Raw genomic sequence first — 13,339 nt, 5'->3', positions numbered from 1 at the left:
ATCATTGGAGTGTTTCTTCAACCACCCAGTTCAGGTAGGCTGGCAGGCCGCGATCGATCGGCAGGGCGATGATTTCCGGAATTTTGTGGGGATGCAGGGCGCGGATTACCTCTTCGAGTGCCGGGTAGCTCGCCGCGGTCGACTTGATCAACAGGGGTATTTCCGTTACCGACTCGATCCCGCCCTGCCAGCGGTAGATAGACTGCACGCGCGGCAGGATATTGACGCAAGCCGCCAGCCTTGCTTCCACGACGGCCAGCGCGATGGCGTTGGCGGTTTCCGCGTCGGGACAGTTGGTGAGGACGAGCAGGGTTTCCATGAGCGGATTCTACTTGAGTAGGCGCCGCCGCGTCAGGTGCAGCGCGACGGTGAAGGCAGCCGCCGTCATTCCGAGCAGCGCTGCGATGCGGGTTGGGGCATCGGCGGGCACTTCTCCCGCGAGCAGCGGCCGCACCAGCCCGATGCCTTGCGCCAGCGGTAGCCAGCCGCCGACCGCGGCGAGCCAGCCGGGAAGCTGGTCGGTCGGGAAAAAGACCCCGGATATCAATGTCATCGGCGTGATGAAGAGCGTGAAGTAGTACATGAAAAAATCGTAGGACGGCGCCAGCGCATTCCAGATCAGGCCGAGCGCAGCGAAAGCGAGGCCGGTGAGGACGATGGCCGGGAGGGCCCAGAGAAGCAGCGGGCCGTGCGTCAGCCCGAGCGCGGTGACGACGACGAGAATCGCAGCACCGGAAAAGAAGGACTTGGTCGCTGCCCAGAACAACTCGCCGGCGACAACGTCGGCGAGGCCGAGCGGTGTGTTGAGAATGGCATCCCAGGTTTTCTGGATGTGCATGCGCGAGAACGCCGAGTACAGGGCTTCGAAGGTTGCGGCGTTCATGGTCGACGAACAGACGATACCGGCGGCCAGGAAGGTGATGTAGGACTGGCCGTCAATAGTAGGGAGCATCCGGCCCAGTCCATAGCCGAGCCCGAGCATGTAGATCAGCGGGTCGGCGAGGTTGCCCAGGATCGATGGCAGGGCGAGCTTTTTCCAGACCAGGAAATTGCGTCGCCATACTGGAAGCCAGCCGAAAATCGCGGGGCGAATGCCGCTCAGCATCACGCCCCGGCTTCCGCTCCGGACCGTGCCCGGTAAGAGCGACCGGAGAGAACCTGCCCTGCCCGGTCGCCGGAGAAACGCCAGGTCATCGGCCGAAGATACCTTTCAGGACGTCACCGACACCCGGCATCGCCGATTCGTTCGCCGACCCGGAGGCGGCGGCGGCTTCCATCCCGAGAAGCGCGCTGTCATGAGCCATAACGCGAACCGTCGCGGACCAGATCAGCGGCTTTTTCTCGCCCGGCTTCTGCGGCGGGAAGGAATACCCCTGGACTGGCCCGTGCGCCGTACCGGTCAACATCGCCATTTCGGCCTTGGCGAAAATACCTTCGGGGATAGTGCATTCGTGCTGACTGGCCGGCAGCATCGGGCTCTTGTTGCGGTTGGCCAGCCAGATCACGATCTCCTTTTCGTCCTTCGCGGCTACCGCCTGCAGGTCGTAGCCGCGGGCACGGGTCAGGGCATCCCAGGCGAGCGGCACCGCCGCCTTGAGATCGCCCGAACGCGCCTTGAGGTTCATCGGTTGGAGAAAGTCGAGAGCCGGCGCCAGGGTGTAACGGATATCGTCCTTCATGAAATTGGTCTTGACGACGTGATCGCCAACCGCCGAGGCGTTCTCCGGAATGCCGTGGTAATTGCTGTCGCCGCCCGGCCAGCCGATGCTGCGCGGCGGCAGCAACACATCGGGTGCACCGCCCTTGCCCTGACTGCGGCTCTGCCGCGCCATGGCCTGGATTTCCGGTGGCAGCTTGCCGGCCATGGTGCGGAAATCGATCACCTCGGGCTGACCCTTGGCCACGGTCGGCGAGCAGCCCCAGTAGATCAGCACGCGGCCGTCAGGATCGCTTTCCTCGCCGTTGCCGCCGGTGGAACGGCGTTCACCGCGCAGCGGGAGCTGCGGACCGATGCCCATGCCTTCCGGCACCGTGTGCGCGGCTTCGTAACTGGCCGGCAGATCGGTCGGCGAGGTCAGGCGCAGATCCATGTGCCGGCTGATGCTGCTGCTCATGCCGCCGGTCATCATGCCGAAGACGCTTGCCATGCCTCCGGCTCCCATGCCTGCGTTAGTCGTCAGCGTCATTTCATAATTGGTTGGCGCCGCGCTCGCCGGGAGCACCACCGCGCCGAGCGTAAAACACAATGCCCGCAGCGCGTTTGGATTGTTTCGGTTTGTCATGGTCAGCCTCCGCAAGTTCAGGGTTAAGGGGTAACGACATTCTAGACCATTGCCATGCCCTGGCGTCCAGCGCGGTCGACGGCGAATTCCAGGCCATTTTCACCGCGCCGGCGTCGCACCGAAGCCCCGTTTCAGTCGCGCAGTTCCCGACCGGTGAGCTTGATGAAGACGTCTTCGAGATTCGAAGCGCGGTGCACGTAGCGCAATCCAGGTGCGTCGGCGAGGCGGGCCAGTAGCGCGCGCTCATCGGAGCAGTAGAAGAAGGCGGTCTCGCCGCTAGTCTCGATCCGCTCGGCGAGATCGCGCATCGCTGCGACAAAGGCTGGCAGGTGACCTCCGGCTTCATCGTAGACTTCGACGACCTGCGGCTCGATGTGCTCAGCGATCAACCGGCGCGGGCTGCCCTCGGCAATCAGCCGCCCGTGGTCGATGACGATCAGCGAATCACACAGGCGCTCGGCCTCGTCCATGAAGTGCGTGGTCAGGATCAGCGTCTTTCCCGCCGACTTGAGCTGTTTCAGGCGCTCCCAGATCAGGTGGCGGGCCTGTGGGTCGAGACCGGTGGTCGGCTCGTCGAGGAAGATGATTTCCGGATCGTTGACCAGCGCCCGAGCCAGTGTCAGCCGGCGCTTCATGCCGCCCGATAGCGTCGCGATGCGGGCATCGGCCTTGCTGCCGAGGCCGGCAAAGTCGAGCAGTTGCGGGATGCGTGCCGTGATTTCGCGGTCGGGAATACTGAAGTAGCGACCGAAGACGAGCAGGTTTTCGGCGCAGGTGAAGTCGGGATCGAGGTTGTCGAATTGTGGCACGACGCCGACCCTTGCCCGCGCCTTCTGCGCAGCAGCGGGAATGGCGTGCCCGTTCAGGCTGATCGTGCCACTGTCTGGCGCGGTCAGCCCGAGGCAGAGGCGCAGCGTCGTCGTCTTGCCGGCGCCGTTCGGCCCGAGCAGGCCAAAACAGGTGCCGGAGTTGACGGCAAACGACAGCCCGGCGACGACCTCCGTGTCGCCATAGGTCTTGCGCAGATTGGCTGCCGCTAGTGCCGCCACGCGCGGGTGACGATGTCGCGGATCAGGTGCAGGCGACGGTGAAAGAAGTGGTCGGCGCCGGGGACGACGATCACCGGCAGGTCGAGCAGCCGCGCCCAGTCTAAGACATTTTCCAGCGGCACCGTCTCGTCGGCCGAGCCGTGGATGACGATGGTGTCGTGCGGTACGGCCTCGGTGTCATAGTGGCGGGCGCCCTCGACGAAGCCGGCGGCGGTGCCGACCAGCACCAGGCGCTGCGCCGGGTAGCCGAGCTCAACCAGGCGCCGGGCCAGACGCGTCTGGCAGAAGGCGCCGAACGAGAAGCCGGCAAGCGCCACCGGCAGGTTGCCGCAGCGGCACTTGGCGTTGTTCAGCACGGCAAGCAAGTCCTCGGTTTCGCCATCGCCCTCGTCGTGGACGCCCTCGCTGGCGCCGACACCGCGAAAGTTGGGGCGGAATGCCGCGTAGCCGAGGCTGACGAAGGTGCGGGCCAGCGTGTAGGCGACCTTGTTGGTGTTGGCGCCGCCGCCGACCGGGTGCGGGTGGGCGACCAGCGCGATGCCGCGCGGCGCGTCGGGGCGCTCCATGATGACTTCGATCTTGCCGGCGGGGCCGTCGACCATGATTTTCTCTTCCGGTGCCCTCATATCTTCAGACGCTCCACGATCCGACCATTGACCAGATGTTCCTGGATGATTTCCTCGACGTCTTCCTTGTCGATATAGGTGTACCAGATGGCTTCCGGATAGACCACCATGACCGGCCCTTCGTCACAGCGGTCCAGGCAGCCGGATTTGTTGATGCGTACCATGCCAGGGCCCTTCATCTTCAGCTCGCCGATGCGGTCTTTGGCATAGGTCTGCATTTCACTGGCGCCGCGTGCGTTGCAGCAGGTTTCCCCCGGCTCGCGCTGGTTGCAGCAGAAAAATACGTGATGCTTGTAATGACTCATTGGCAATCTCCTTGGGACGGCCATTATAGGTGGTCCGCTCTACCTGGAACGCCTGCTGTTCGTCCAGCATTTCTCCAGCGCAATGATCAACGAAGAGCATAGCGCAAAGGCGAAAATCTCGGCCCACTCGACCAGCCCGATCGGTGCCGTCTGGAATGCGGCATTGAGCGGTGCCCAGTAGGTGAGCAGCAGTTGCAGGAAGACCGTGCTGGCGATGCCGCCCCACACCCAGAGGTTGGAGAAAATGCCGAGGGTCCAGAAGCCGCGGGTCAGCGAGCGGCAGTTGAACAGATAGAGCGTTTCGACCATGACGAAGACGTTGACCGCAACGGTGCGTGCCTCGGCCAGCGTATGGCCTTGCCCCAGTTGGCGCAGGTAGAGCCCGAAGGCGCCGGCCAGCAGCAGCAACGAAACCAGCACGATGCGGCGGATCAGGGCGCTGTCGAGCACCGGGGTTTCGATGCGGCGCGGCAAGCGCTGCATGATGCCGCGTTCGATTGGCTCGAAGGCCAGCGTCAGGCCGAGCAGCACGGCGGTGGTCATGTTGATCCAGAGAATCTGCAGCGGCGTGATCGGCAGCGAGCTGCCGGACAGGATGGCGGCGACGATGACCAGTCCCTCGCCGAAATTGGTCGGCAGCGTCCACGTGATGAACTTGACCAAATTGTCCCAGACCCCCCTGCCCTCCTCGACCGCCGCCTCTATGCTGGCGAAATTGTCGTCGGTGAGAACCATGGCCGAGGCTTCCTTGGCCACTTCGGTACCGCCCAGACCCATGGCGATGCCGATATTGGCCTGCTTCAGCGCCGGTGCGTCGTTGACACCGTCGCCGGTCATCGCGACGACCTCGCCGCGCGATTGCAGGGCGCGCACCAGACGCAGCTTCTGCTCGGGTTCGACGCGGGCGAAGACGTCGATTTCGTGGGCGGCCAGTGCCAGGGCATCGTCGTCGAGCAGCGCCAGTTCGCGCCCGGTCAGCGCCTTGTCGGCGGCGAGCCCGATCTGGCGGGCGATGGCCAGTGCCGTGACGGCGTGGTCGCCGGTAATCATCTTGACGCGGATGCCGGCCGAATGGCAGTTGCGGATGGCGCTGATCGCCGCCTTGCGCGGCGGATCGATCATGCCGACCACACCAATCAGGCTCAGCCCGTGCACGCATTCGTCGGACAAATCGCTGTCGTCGGGAAGCACCCGGCGCGCCAGCAGCAGGACGCGCATACCCTGCCCGGCAAAGCCTTCGGCGACGGCTTCGATCTGTCCCCGGTCGAGCACTTCCGGCTGGCCGTCGGCGGCGAGTTGCTCGACGCAGCGCGGCAACAGGCGTTCGAGCGCGCCTTTGACGTAGATGACTTGCTGGCCGTCAGCGGCGTGCGCCGTTGCCATGTATTGCCGGCAGGCGTCGAACGGCAGTTCGTCCTGGCGGGGAAACAGCGCGTTCAGCGTGTGTTCGTCGAGCCCGCCCTTGCGTGCGACAACGAGCAGTGCCGCTTCGGTCGGGTCGCCGGTGATCGTCCAGTGATGGCCACTTTTAGCCAGGCCGGCATCGTTGCACAGGGCACCGGCGACCAGTCCTTCGCGCAGGGCGCCAGCACAGGCCTCTGTTGCCTCGTCATGGTGGATTTCGCCTTGCGGGCTGTAGCCGTGGCCGCTTACCGTGAACTGCCGGTTGCCACAGTAAAGGGCGCGCACAGTCATCGCATTCTCGGTCAGGGTGCCGGTCTTGTCCGAGCAGATCACCGTCGTGCTGCCCAGGGTTTCCACGGCGGCCAGGCGGCGGATGATGGCGCGCCGCTTCGCCATCCGTCCGACGCCGATCGCCAGCGTCACCGTGACGGCGGCCGGCAGTCCTTCGGGGATAGCGCCGACGGCCAGCGCGACGGCGGCCATGAACATGTCGAAAGGCGCCTCGCCGCGCGCCAGCCCGACCGCGACGGTGAGCAGCGCGAGGCCGCCGATGGCCCACAGCAGCCAGTTCGAGAAGGTCGCCATCTTGCGCGTCAGCGGTGTCGCCAATTCGGGGGCACTGGCGATCAGGTCGGCAATGCGCCCGGTTTCGGTGGCATCGCCGGTTGCGATAACCAGCCCGGTACCCTGCCCGGCGACGATGGTGGCGCCCGCGTAGGCCATGTTGCGGCGTTCGGCAAGCGGTGTGTCGTCCGCCATGGTGGCGCTGCTCTTGTCCACCGGCAGTGACTCGCCGGTCAGCAGCGATTCGTCGGCGTGCAGTTCGCGCTGGTGAATCACGCGCAGGTCAGCCGGGACGCGATCACCGGCAGCAAGCAGGACGACATCGCCGGGCACCAGTTGGCCGGCGTCAAGCTTCAGACGCTGGCCATCGCGGCGCACCGTGACCGGGGTGGCGACGCTGCGCGCCAGCGCCGCCAGCGCGCCCTCGGCCTTGGCTTCCTGCCAGTAGCCGATGACGGCATTGACCAGCACGACACCGAAGATCACGCTGGCATCGACCCATTCGCCGAGCGCGCTGGTCACCAGTCCGGCGGCGATCAGCACCAGCACCAGCGGCTGCGCGAGTTGCTCGGCGAAGCGGCGCCAGGCCGGTTTGCCCGGCGTTTCGGTCAGCCGATTGGGGCCATGACGGAGCAGGCGCTCCGCCGCCTCGTTCGCGCTCAGCCCCCGCGTGTGGTCGACGCCGAGCCGGTCGGCGGCGTGGTCCGCGGTCAGCGCGTGCCAGGCTAATGGCGACGTACGGTCAGCAGCAGGAAGGGCATTGTCAGGAAGGGCCATAGTGTTGCTGTCCAGCGTGTCAGTCCGTTGAAGTTGAGAAAGTGGCCTTGCCGCCAGGTCGCCAGGGCCACGGCGGAGTACGGATTGGGTGGGGCTAGATTGACCAGCATCGCTCCGGCCAGCAGCGCCAGCGCCGCCAGCAGCAGCCGGGCGGTTGCCGGCAGGGCGATGGCCACCGCCAGGCCAATGCTGGCGAGAAGCAGGCCGATTTTCGCCCCCGGCGTGAGCCAGGCGAAGGCTTCATTCGGAGTGACCAGAATCGCCGTGGCAACCGTGCGCACGATGAGGCCGAAAAGGATGAACAGCGGCACGGCGACATACGCGAGTGCCTTGCGGGCGCACAACGCGCGGACGATGATTCCCACGGCCAGCGCATTGAGCGCGGTGATGCTCGCCTCGATCAGGACGAAGCTGTGGGCGGCAAAGGGAACAGCGCTGCTCAGTTCGAGTATCTGGCGGAGGTCGCCGGCGCCGAACAAAAGGATCTCCGGCGACAGCGGGATCAGCAGCCAGAGGCCGAGCAGGGTCAGACCGAGTTCGGCATGCGGGATCGGCGCGATCAGGCGCTTCTGCCATGCCGCGAAGCGGACGAAGACGCGCAGCCCGACCAGTTGTGCCAGGATCGCTCCGAGCAGGCTGCCCAGCGTATTGCAGGCAAGATCGACGTTCGATGGAACACGCGAGGGCAGCCAGGTCTGCAAGGTCTCAAGCGTCAGGCTGACCGTCGCCGAGATGAGGACAGCGAGAACCGGGGCGGTAAAGCGACCCGGCAATCCCCGTAGGGCGAGCGTCAGCAGGAAGCCCAAAGGCATGTAGACCGCGACATTGGCGACGAGATCGAATGCTGTCCAGTAGCGCGGCCAGGCGCCTTCGAGGAAAGCGAAGGGCGAGATCCCAGTGTCGCGCCAGCCGGCAAACGGGTGCAGGCTGCCATAGACGACCAGGCCGAGCCAAGCCAGCGCGAGGTAACGGGCGAGAAGAGGCGGGCCGCGGGTTTCCATGCCTCAATTGTATGGACTAAGGCTGCGCCCGTCAGCAGCAGGTCAGTCAATTGGCGCAAAAAGCGGAGGAATGACCCTCAATGACCATGACAAACATTCCCGTGAGCGGCCTGCTCGGGCAACTGGATCAACTCGGCGAGGCGCAGTTGTGCCGCTTGCTGGTCGAGCATCTGACCAAATGGAAGCTCGGCCTGAACTGGAAAGCCAATGCCATCGAACGCGATGCCGCGCTGTCTGTACCGAGCGTATCCGCCGGGCTATTCAGGCTTATCGCGGTCGACCGGGAATTTCAGGCGATTTTGCCCATCTGCAACTCGGCAAAGTAGAAAGCGCCGACGCACCCTTCGCGGCCGACACCGTCCGCTTTCCAGTTGCTCGCCCTGGGCCGCCTCGGCACGGCGCGCCCGCCGTCGCCGGGGTCGGTCAAGTTCCTTGGCCAATCCGGCGATTGTGCGGTGCTGGTCTGCGAACGGGTCGACTGCGAAACCGTTGCGACGCTGGTCGCCTGGCTGCCTATTCACCACAGCCAGCGACACTGGCCGAACAAATCGCGGCGCAAGGCGTCGAGATCAATTGCTACAGCCTGCTCGACGCGTTGCTGCGCAGACAGGCGGGAGGAGGCCAGCCATGAGCGAGCAAAATCGAGCTGTTTTGGCGGTCGACCGTAACATTGCCGAATTCTCTCCACGCCGTGGCGAGAAGCGCTACTCGGCGTGTAGTGAATTCATGTGACGTTGTAGGTAACACCCGAAAATCCGGATGCCGTGGAAAAACCAATGAGCGCGCCCGACATCATCGCCGTCCAGTCCGCCGCCATCGAGCCAGAAAATTTACAGAGCGCGATCATCGAGCACATGGCGGAGGCGCTGCTGTGCCACCCGTCGCCGCCCTGCCTGCTGCGTGCGCCGACCGGCTCGGGCAAGACCTACATATTCGCGCGTGCTGGAAGAGGTCAATGCGGCGCGCCCGACCTTGTGGCTGTGGTTCGTTCCCTTCGTCAATCTGGTGCAGCAGACCGAGGACGCACTGGCTGCCAACTGCATCGGCCTGACGCCGACGGTGATGACGAGGTGCGCACTCTGGCAGCCTTCGTCGCCCGCGCCCCAGTGCACGGGCTGGCGCTCGGCGTGGTGGTCGACGAGGCGCATCTCGGCCTCGATAAACTACCGAATTTGGCAGGTTCGTGCTTTGGCTGGCGGCGGAGCGTGCAGACGGTGGGGGAGTCGAAGCTGGCTCAGTGACGGTGTGGGTGATCCGCCACATGATGGGATTCGGCGGCAGCGCGGTGATGCAGGGCGGCGTGAATGTCCGCGTGCGGCGTCGGGCGGCCCACCCATTGCGGGAGCAGCGAGCCGGCGATCATGCCGAGCATGCTAATTGCCAATCCGATCAGTTGCGGCGGCACCAGACTCGTCTCGCCGATCAGCAATTCGACCAGGATCCAGGCACTGAGGCCGCCGAGTATCGCTGCCAGCGCGCCCTGCGTGGTGGCCCGTTTCCAGAACGCGCCGAAGAACAGCGGCACGAAGGCGCCGGCCAGCGTCACCTTGTAGGCGTTCTCGACCATCTTGAAGATGCTGGAATTGGAGTACAGAGCGAAGGCGAGGACGATGAGGGTAAAGACGACGATGGCGACGCGCATGACGCGCAGGAACTGATGGTCGCCCATGCCGGGAAAGAAGCCGCGCACGATGTTTTCCGAGAAGGCGACCGACGGGGCCAGCAGCGTCGCCGAAGAGCAACTCATGACCGCCGACAGCACGGCGCCGAAGAAGATGGCCTGGGCGAAAACTGGCGTGTGTTGCAGGACCAGCGTCGGCAGGACCAGTTGCGAATCGGTCTGCATCAGCTCGTTGAACAGGTCGGGGTCGATCAAGGTGGCCGCATAGGCGATGAACATCGGCACGAAGGTGAAGCAGAAGTAGATTGAGCCGCCGAGGATCGAGCCCCAGATGGCGATGGTCGCGGTCCTCGCCGAGGTGATGCGCTGGAAGACGTCCTGTTGCGGGATCGAGCCGAGCATCATAGTGATCCAGGCACCGAGGAAAGTCAGCCACTGCCAGGGGTCGGGCGGTGGGAAGAAATCGAGCTTGCCCGCGGTCGACGCGTGATTGATGACCAATTCCACCCCCCCGGTCAGGCCGGAGACGAGGTAGCCGATGTAGAGCATGCCGCCCATGATGACGCCCATCTGGACGAAATCGAGGATGGCGACCGAGAGCATGCCGCCGAAGGTGGTGTAGGTGAGGACAATGGCGGCGCCGAGAATCATGCCGGCGGTCTGGCTGACAAAGCCGTCGGTGACAACGTTGAAGATGAGGCCGAGCGCCTTGATCTGCGCCGACACCCAGCCGAGGTAGGAGGCGACGATGCACAGCGTGGTCAGGACCTCGACCGAACGGTTGTAGCGCATGCGGAAGTAGTCGCCAAGGGTCAGGATGTTCAGCTTGTAGAGTTTTTTTGCGAAGAAGAAGCCGGCGATGATCAGGCACAACGAGGAGCCAAAGGGGTCGGCAACGACGCCGCGCAGGCCGTCCTTGACGAAGGTGGCGGAAACGCCGAACACCGCCTCCGCTCCGAACCAGGTGGCGAACACGGTGGCGGTGACGACCGGCAACGGCAGGTGGCGGCCAGCCACCGCGAAATCCTTGGCGGTGTGCACGCGGGTGGCCACGTAGAGCCCGATGCCGATGGACAGCATCAGGTAGAGGACGACGAACCAGATCAGCATGCCGTGCAGCCGCAACGCAAGATGTTGATATTGCGCGAATTATAGGGTTCCCGAAGGACCACATGGGCGGGTGACGCCCAAGCTGGCCACCCGGCATTGGTTGAAATAGGCGCGAGTTTGATGCCCACGGCAGCGCCAGGCAATACTTGCCATCGACGCCATTTAAATATACTGTATATATGAACAGCTAATTGCGTTGCGCCTGTCGCTGTGCGGCCTGTCAATCGACCGGAAGAGCGAAAGGCGTACCGGGCCCGCGTGGGTTTGGCCGCGCTATCGGGCAGCGTGGCTGTTCGGAGTCTGGTCTTCAGCAATTTCTGTTCCAACTTTGGCCCGTGTGCCATAATTCCATCAATTACCGAGGGTTCGCAATGGACGACAACAAGGCAAAGGCGCTCGCGGCAGCGTTGCAACAGATCGAAAAGCAGTTCGGCAAGGGCTCCATCATGAAGATGGGCGATGCCGAAATCGACGAAGCCATTCAGGTGGTATCCACCGGCTCGCTGGGATTGGACATTGCGCTCGGCGTCGGCGGCCTGCCACGGGGTCGGGTTGTCGAGGTCTATGGCCCGGAGTCTTCCGGAAAGACCACACTCTGCCTGCAGGTCATCGCCGAGATGCAGAAGCTGGGCGGTGTCGCCGCGTTCATCGACGCCGAACATGCCCTTGACCCGCAATATGCGCAGAAACTCGGGGTCAACGTCGGCGAACTGCTCATTTCCCAGCCTGATACCGGCGAACAGGCGCTCGAAATCGCCGACATGCTGGTGCGCTCGGGTTCGGTCGACATCATCGTCATCGACTCGGTTGCCGCGCTCACGCCGCGCGCCGAAATCGAAGGCGAAATGGGCGATCAGATGGTCGGCCTGCACGCCCGCCTGATGAGCCAGGCGCTACGCAAGCTGACCGCCAACATCAAGAAGACCAACACGCTGGTCGTCTTCATCAACCAGATCCGCATGAAAATCGGCGTCATGTTCGGTTCGCCGGAAACGACGACCGGCGGCAACGCACTGAAGTTTTACGCGTCGGTGCGCCTCGATATCCGCCGTATCGGCGCGATCAAGCGGGGCGACGAGGTGATCGGCAGTGAAACCAAGGTCAAGGTGGTCAAGAACAAGGTCGCCCCACCCTTCCGCGAAGCCATTTTCGACATCCTCTATGGCGAGGGCATTTCCCGGCAAGGTGAAATTGTCGAGATGGGCGTCGCCCACAAACTGGTTGACAAGGCGGGCGCCTGGTATTCGTACAAAGGCGAGAAGATTGGCCAAGGCAAGGACAATTCCCGCGAATTCCTGCGCAGCCATCCCGAGATTGCCCGGGAGATCGAAGCCCGTATCCGCGAGGCAGCGAGCAGCACGGTGATCAAGCCGACCAAGTCGGCGCCGGGTAATGCCTGATTCCGGGCATGCGCTGCGGGTTGCCGCGCTGCGGTTGCTTGCCCGGCGGGATCATAGCCGGGCCGAGATGAAGGCTAAACTCGCCGCCGGCGCCGAGTCGGAGGAGGAACTGGATTCGGTGCTCGATGCACTGCAGGCCGAGTGCCTGCTCTCGGATCAACGCTACGCGAACGGGCGTATCGCGACACGTGCCGTGCGCTACGGCAATGTGCGACTGAAGCATGAGTTGCGACAGCACGGCATAAGCGACGATGACATCGCTGCCGCGCTGCCCGAAGGCGGTGATGAAGCGGCGCGCTGCAGGGCCGTATGGGCCCGGAAATTCGGCTGCTTGCCAACGGACGCATCAGAGCGCGGCAGGCAGATGCGCTTTCTGCAATATCGCGGTTTCTCCGGCGAAGCGATTCGCGGCGTCATGCGCGGAGCCGACGAATGAGTGATTTCGCCGTTTCAAGGCTGGCGGCAAGCAATCTGCGCAAGAAATACAAGGCGCGCACAGTGGTCACCGATGTTTCCTTCGAGGTGAAGAGTGGCGAGGTGGTTGGCCTGCTCGGGCCCAATGGCGCGGGTAAGACGACGTGTTTCTACATGATCGTCGGTCTCGCCCCCGCCGATGGCGGGGAGGTCTACATCGACGATGCCCGGCTGACTCACCTGCCAATGCACAGTCGGGCGCGTCAGGGAGTTTCCTATCTGCCGCAGGAGGCTTCGGTCTTCCGCAAGTTGACCGTGGAAGAGAACATCCGGGCGGTCCTTGAATTACTGAATATTTCGGAAACGGAAGTCAATGATCGCCTCGAGGGCCTGCTCGACGAGCTGCATATCGAACATGTCCGCCATATCAACGCGGCTGCGCTGTCTGGCGGCGAGCGACGGCGGGTGGAGATCGCCCGCGCGCTGGCGACCGATCCGCGCTTCATTCTGCTCGACGAACCGTTTGCCGGGGTCGATCCGATTGCCGTGCTCGAAATCCAGAAAATCATCAGGTTTCTCAAGGAACGCCGAATCGGTGTCTTGATTACCGACCACAATGTCCGCGAAACGCTGGGGATCTGCGACCACGCCTACATCATCAACGAGGGGCGCGTCCTCGCTGCCGGACGCTCCGACGAAATTGTCGGCAACGAGAGCGTACGCAAGGTTTACCTGGGAGAGCACTTCAGGCTGTGAAACCCGAACCCGGTAGCAAGGCCTCCGATC

General features: G+C 64.0%; 14 protein-coding genes. 5 read left to right on the top strand and 9 right to left on the bottom strand.

The window, feature by feature from the left end:
* Position 1: 1 nt before the first annotated feature.
* From IPP03_13715 to IPP03_13680, 8 genes are all read right to left on the bottom strand, one after another.
* On the bottom strand, positions 2–319 hold the full coding sequence (locus tag IPP03_13715) for a divalent-cation tolerance protein CutA (protein ID MBL0353649.1): 318 nt from the start codon (positions 317–319) through the stop codon (positions 2–4).
* A 9-nt stretch (positions 320–328) separates the two neighbouring features.
* On the bottom strand, positions 329–1,105 hold the full coding sequence (locus IPP03_13710) for an ABC transporter permease (protein MBL0353648.1): 777 nt from the start codon (positions 1,103–1,105) through the stop codon (positions 329–331).
* Positions 1,106–1,190: 85 nt separating this feature from the next.
* Complete coding sequence (locus IPP03_13705; GenBank protein ID MBL0353647.1) at positions 1,191–2,282, bottom strand: hypothetical protein; 1,092 nt, start codon at positions 2,280–2,282, stop codon at positions 1,191–1,193.
* A 131-nt stretch (positions 2,283–2,413) separates the two neighbouring features.
* Positions 2,414–3,331: an ATP-binding cassette domain-containing protein gene (locus IPP03_13700; protein MBL0353646.1), complete on the bottom strand. Its 918-nt coding sequence runs from the start codon at positions 3,329–3,331 to the stop codon at positions 2,414–2,416.
* Entirely contained in the window at positions 3,319–3,957 is a 639-nt protein-coding gene (locus IPP03_13695) for an alpha/beta hydrolase (GenBank protein ID MBL0353645.1), read from the bottom strand. The genes IPP03_13700 and IPP03_13695 overlap by 13 nt, the downstream gene beginning before the upstream one ends.
* A complete protein-coding gene (locus IPP03_13690) occupies positions 3,954–4,262 on the bottom strand; it encodes an NAD(P)H-dependent oxidoreductase subunit E (protein MBL0353644.1) in 309 nt (102 codons plus the stop codon). The genes IPP03_13695 and IPP03_13690 overlap by 4 nt, the downstream gene beginning before the upstream one ends.
* A gap of 39 nt (positions 4,263–4,301) precedes the next feature.
* Positions 4,302–7,007, bottom strand: coding sequence for a cation-transporting P-type ATPase (locus tag IPP03_13685; GenBank protein ID MBL0353643.1), 2,706 nt, complete (start codon positions 7,005–7,007; stop codon positions 4,302–4,304).
* Positions 6,956–8,008, bottom strand: a complete 1,053-nt coding sequence (locus IPP03_13680; GenBank protein ID MBL0353642.1) for a VanZ family protein — start codon at positions 8,006–8,008, stop codon at positions 6,956–6,958. The genes IPP03_13685 and IPP03_13680 overlap by 52 nt, the downstream gene beginning before the upstream one ends.
* A gap of 80 nt (positions 8,009–8,088) precedes the next feature.
* On the opposite strand from IPP03_13680, the gene IPP03_13675 reads away from it, so the two are divergent.
* Both IPP03_13675 and IPP03_13670 read left to right on the top strand, forming a co-directional pair.
* Positions 8,089–8,334: a hypothetical protein gene (locus IPP03_13675; GenBank protein MBL0353641.1), complete on the top strand. Its 246-nt coding sequence runs from the start codon at positions 8,089–8,091 to the stop codon at positions 8,332–8,334.
* Positions 8,335–8,784: 450 nt separating this feature from the next.
* Complete coding sequence (locus IPP03_13670) at positions 8,785–9,249, top strand: hypothetical protein (GenBank protein MBL0353640.1); 465 nt, start codon at positions 8,785–8,787, stop codon at positions 9,247–9,249.
* Here the strand turns inward: IPP03_13670 and IPP03_13665 are convergent.
* Positions 9,243–10,739, bottom strand: coding sequence for a sodium:solute symporter family protein (locus IPP03_13665; GenBank protein MBL0353639.1), 1,497 nt, complete (start codon positions 10,737–10,739; stop codon positions 9,243–9,245). The genes IPP03_13670 and IPP03_13665 overlap by 7 nt on opposite strands.
* A 371-nt stretch (positions 10,740–11,110) precedes the next feature.
* Between IPP03_13665 and recA the strand changes: the two genes are divergently transcribed.
* The 3 genes from recA to lptB are packed head-to-tail and all read left to right on the top strand — an operon-like array spanning position 11,111 to position 13,309.
* The gene (gene recA, locus IPP03_13660; GenBank protein MBL0353638.1) at positions 11,111–12,139 is read left to right on the top strand and encodes a recombinase RecA; all 1,029 of its coding nucleotides are present in this window, start codon (positions 11,111–11,113) and stop codon (positions 12,137–12,139) included.
* Positions 12,132–12,575: a recombination regulator RecX gene (gene recX, locus IPP03_13655; protein MBL0353637.1), complete on the top strand. Its 444-nt coding sequence runs from the start codon at positions 12,132–12,134 to the stop codon at positions 12,573–12,575. Before recA ends, recX begins: the two co-directional genes overlap by 8 nt.
* Positions 12,572–13,309 carry an LPS export ABC transporter ATP-binding protein gene (gene lptB, locus IPP03_13650; GenBank protein ID MBL0353636.1) on the top strand — a complete coding sequence of 246 codons (738 nt, stop codon included), beginning with the start codon at positions 12,572–12,574 and terminating at the stop codon, positions 13,307–13,309. Before recX ends, lptB begins: the two co-directional genes overlap by 4 nt.
* Positions 13,310–13,339 lie beyond the last annotated feature (30 nt).

Source organism: Candidatus Dechloromonas phosphoritropha (assembly GCA_016722705.1).
Taxonomy (GTDB): domain Bacteria; phylum Pseudomonadota; class Gammaproteobacteria; order Burkholderiales; family Rhodocyclaceae; genus Azonexus; species Azonexus phosphoritrophus.
The sequence above is the reverse complement of the archived record's forward strand: the minus strand, read 5'-3'. Positions and strand labels throughout refer to the sequence as shown.

What these genes read in the sequence shown, in the direction of transcription:
- IPP03_13715 (MBL0353649.1), bottom strand. Translation starts at nt 319, where the DNA reads ATGGAAACCCTGCTCGTCCTCACCAACTGTCCCGACGCGGAAACCGCC.
- IPP03_13710 (MBL0353648.1), bottom strand. Translation starts at nt 1,105, where the DNA reads ATGCTGAGCGGCATTCGCCCCGCGATTTTCGGCTGGCTTCCAGTATGG.
- IPP03_13705 (MBL0353647.1), bottom strand. Translation starts at nt 2,282, where the DNA reads ATGACAAACCGAAACAATCCAAACGCGCTGCGGGCATTGTGTTTTACG.
- IPP03_13695 (MBL0353645.1), bottom strand. Translation starts at nt 3,957, where the DNA reads ATGAGGGCACCGGAAGAGAAAATCATGGTCGACGGCCCCGCCGGCAAG.
- IPP03_13690 (MBL0353644.1), bottom strand. Translation starts at nt 4,262, where the DNA reads ATGAGTCATTACAAGCATCACGTATTTTTCTGCTGCAACCAGCGCGAG.
- IPP03_13685 (MBL0353643.1), bottom strand. Translation starts at nt 7,007, where the DNA reads ATGGCCCTTCCTGACAATGCCCTTCCTGCTGCTGACCGTACGTCGCCA.
- IPP03_13680 (MBL0353642.1), bottom strand. Translation starts at nt 8,008, where the DNA reads ATGGAAACCCGCGGCCCGCCTCTTCTCGCCCGTTACCTCGCGCTGGCT.
- IPP03_13675 (MBL0353641.1), top strand. Translation starts at nt 8,089, where the DNA reads ATGACCATGACAAACATTCCCGTGAGCGGCCTGCTCGGGCAACTGGAT.
- IPP03_13670 (MBL0353640.1), top strand. Translation starts at nt 8,785, where the DNA reads ATGAGCGCGCCCGACATCATCGCCGTCCAGTCCGCCGCCATCGAGCCA.
- IPP03_13665 (MBL0353639.1), bottom strand. Translation starts at nt 10,739, where the DNA reads ATGCTGATCTGGTTCGTCGTCCTCTACCTGATGCTGTCCATCGGCATC.
- recA (MBL0353638.1), top strand. Translation starts at nt 11,111, where the DNA reads ATGGACGACAACAAGGCAAAGGCGCTCGCGGCAGCGTTGCAACAGATC.
- recX (MBL0353637.1), top strand. Translation starts at nt 12,132, where the DNA reads ATGCCTGATTCCGGGCATGCGCTGCGGGTTGCCGCGCTGCGGTTGCTT.
- lptB (MBL0353636.1), top strand. Translation starts at nt 12,572, where the DNA reads ATGAGTGATTTCGCCGTTTCAAGGCTGGCGGCAAGCAATCTGCGCAAG.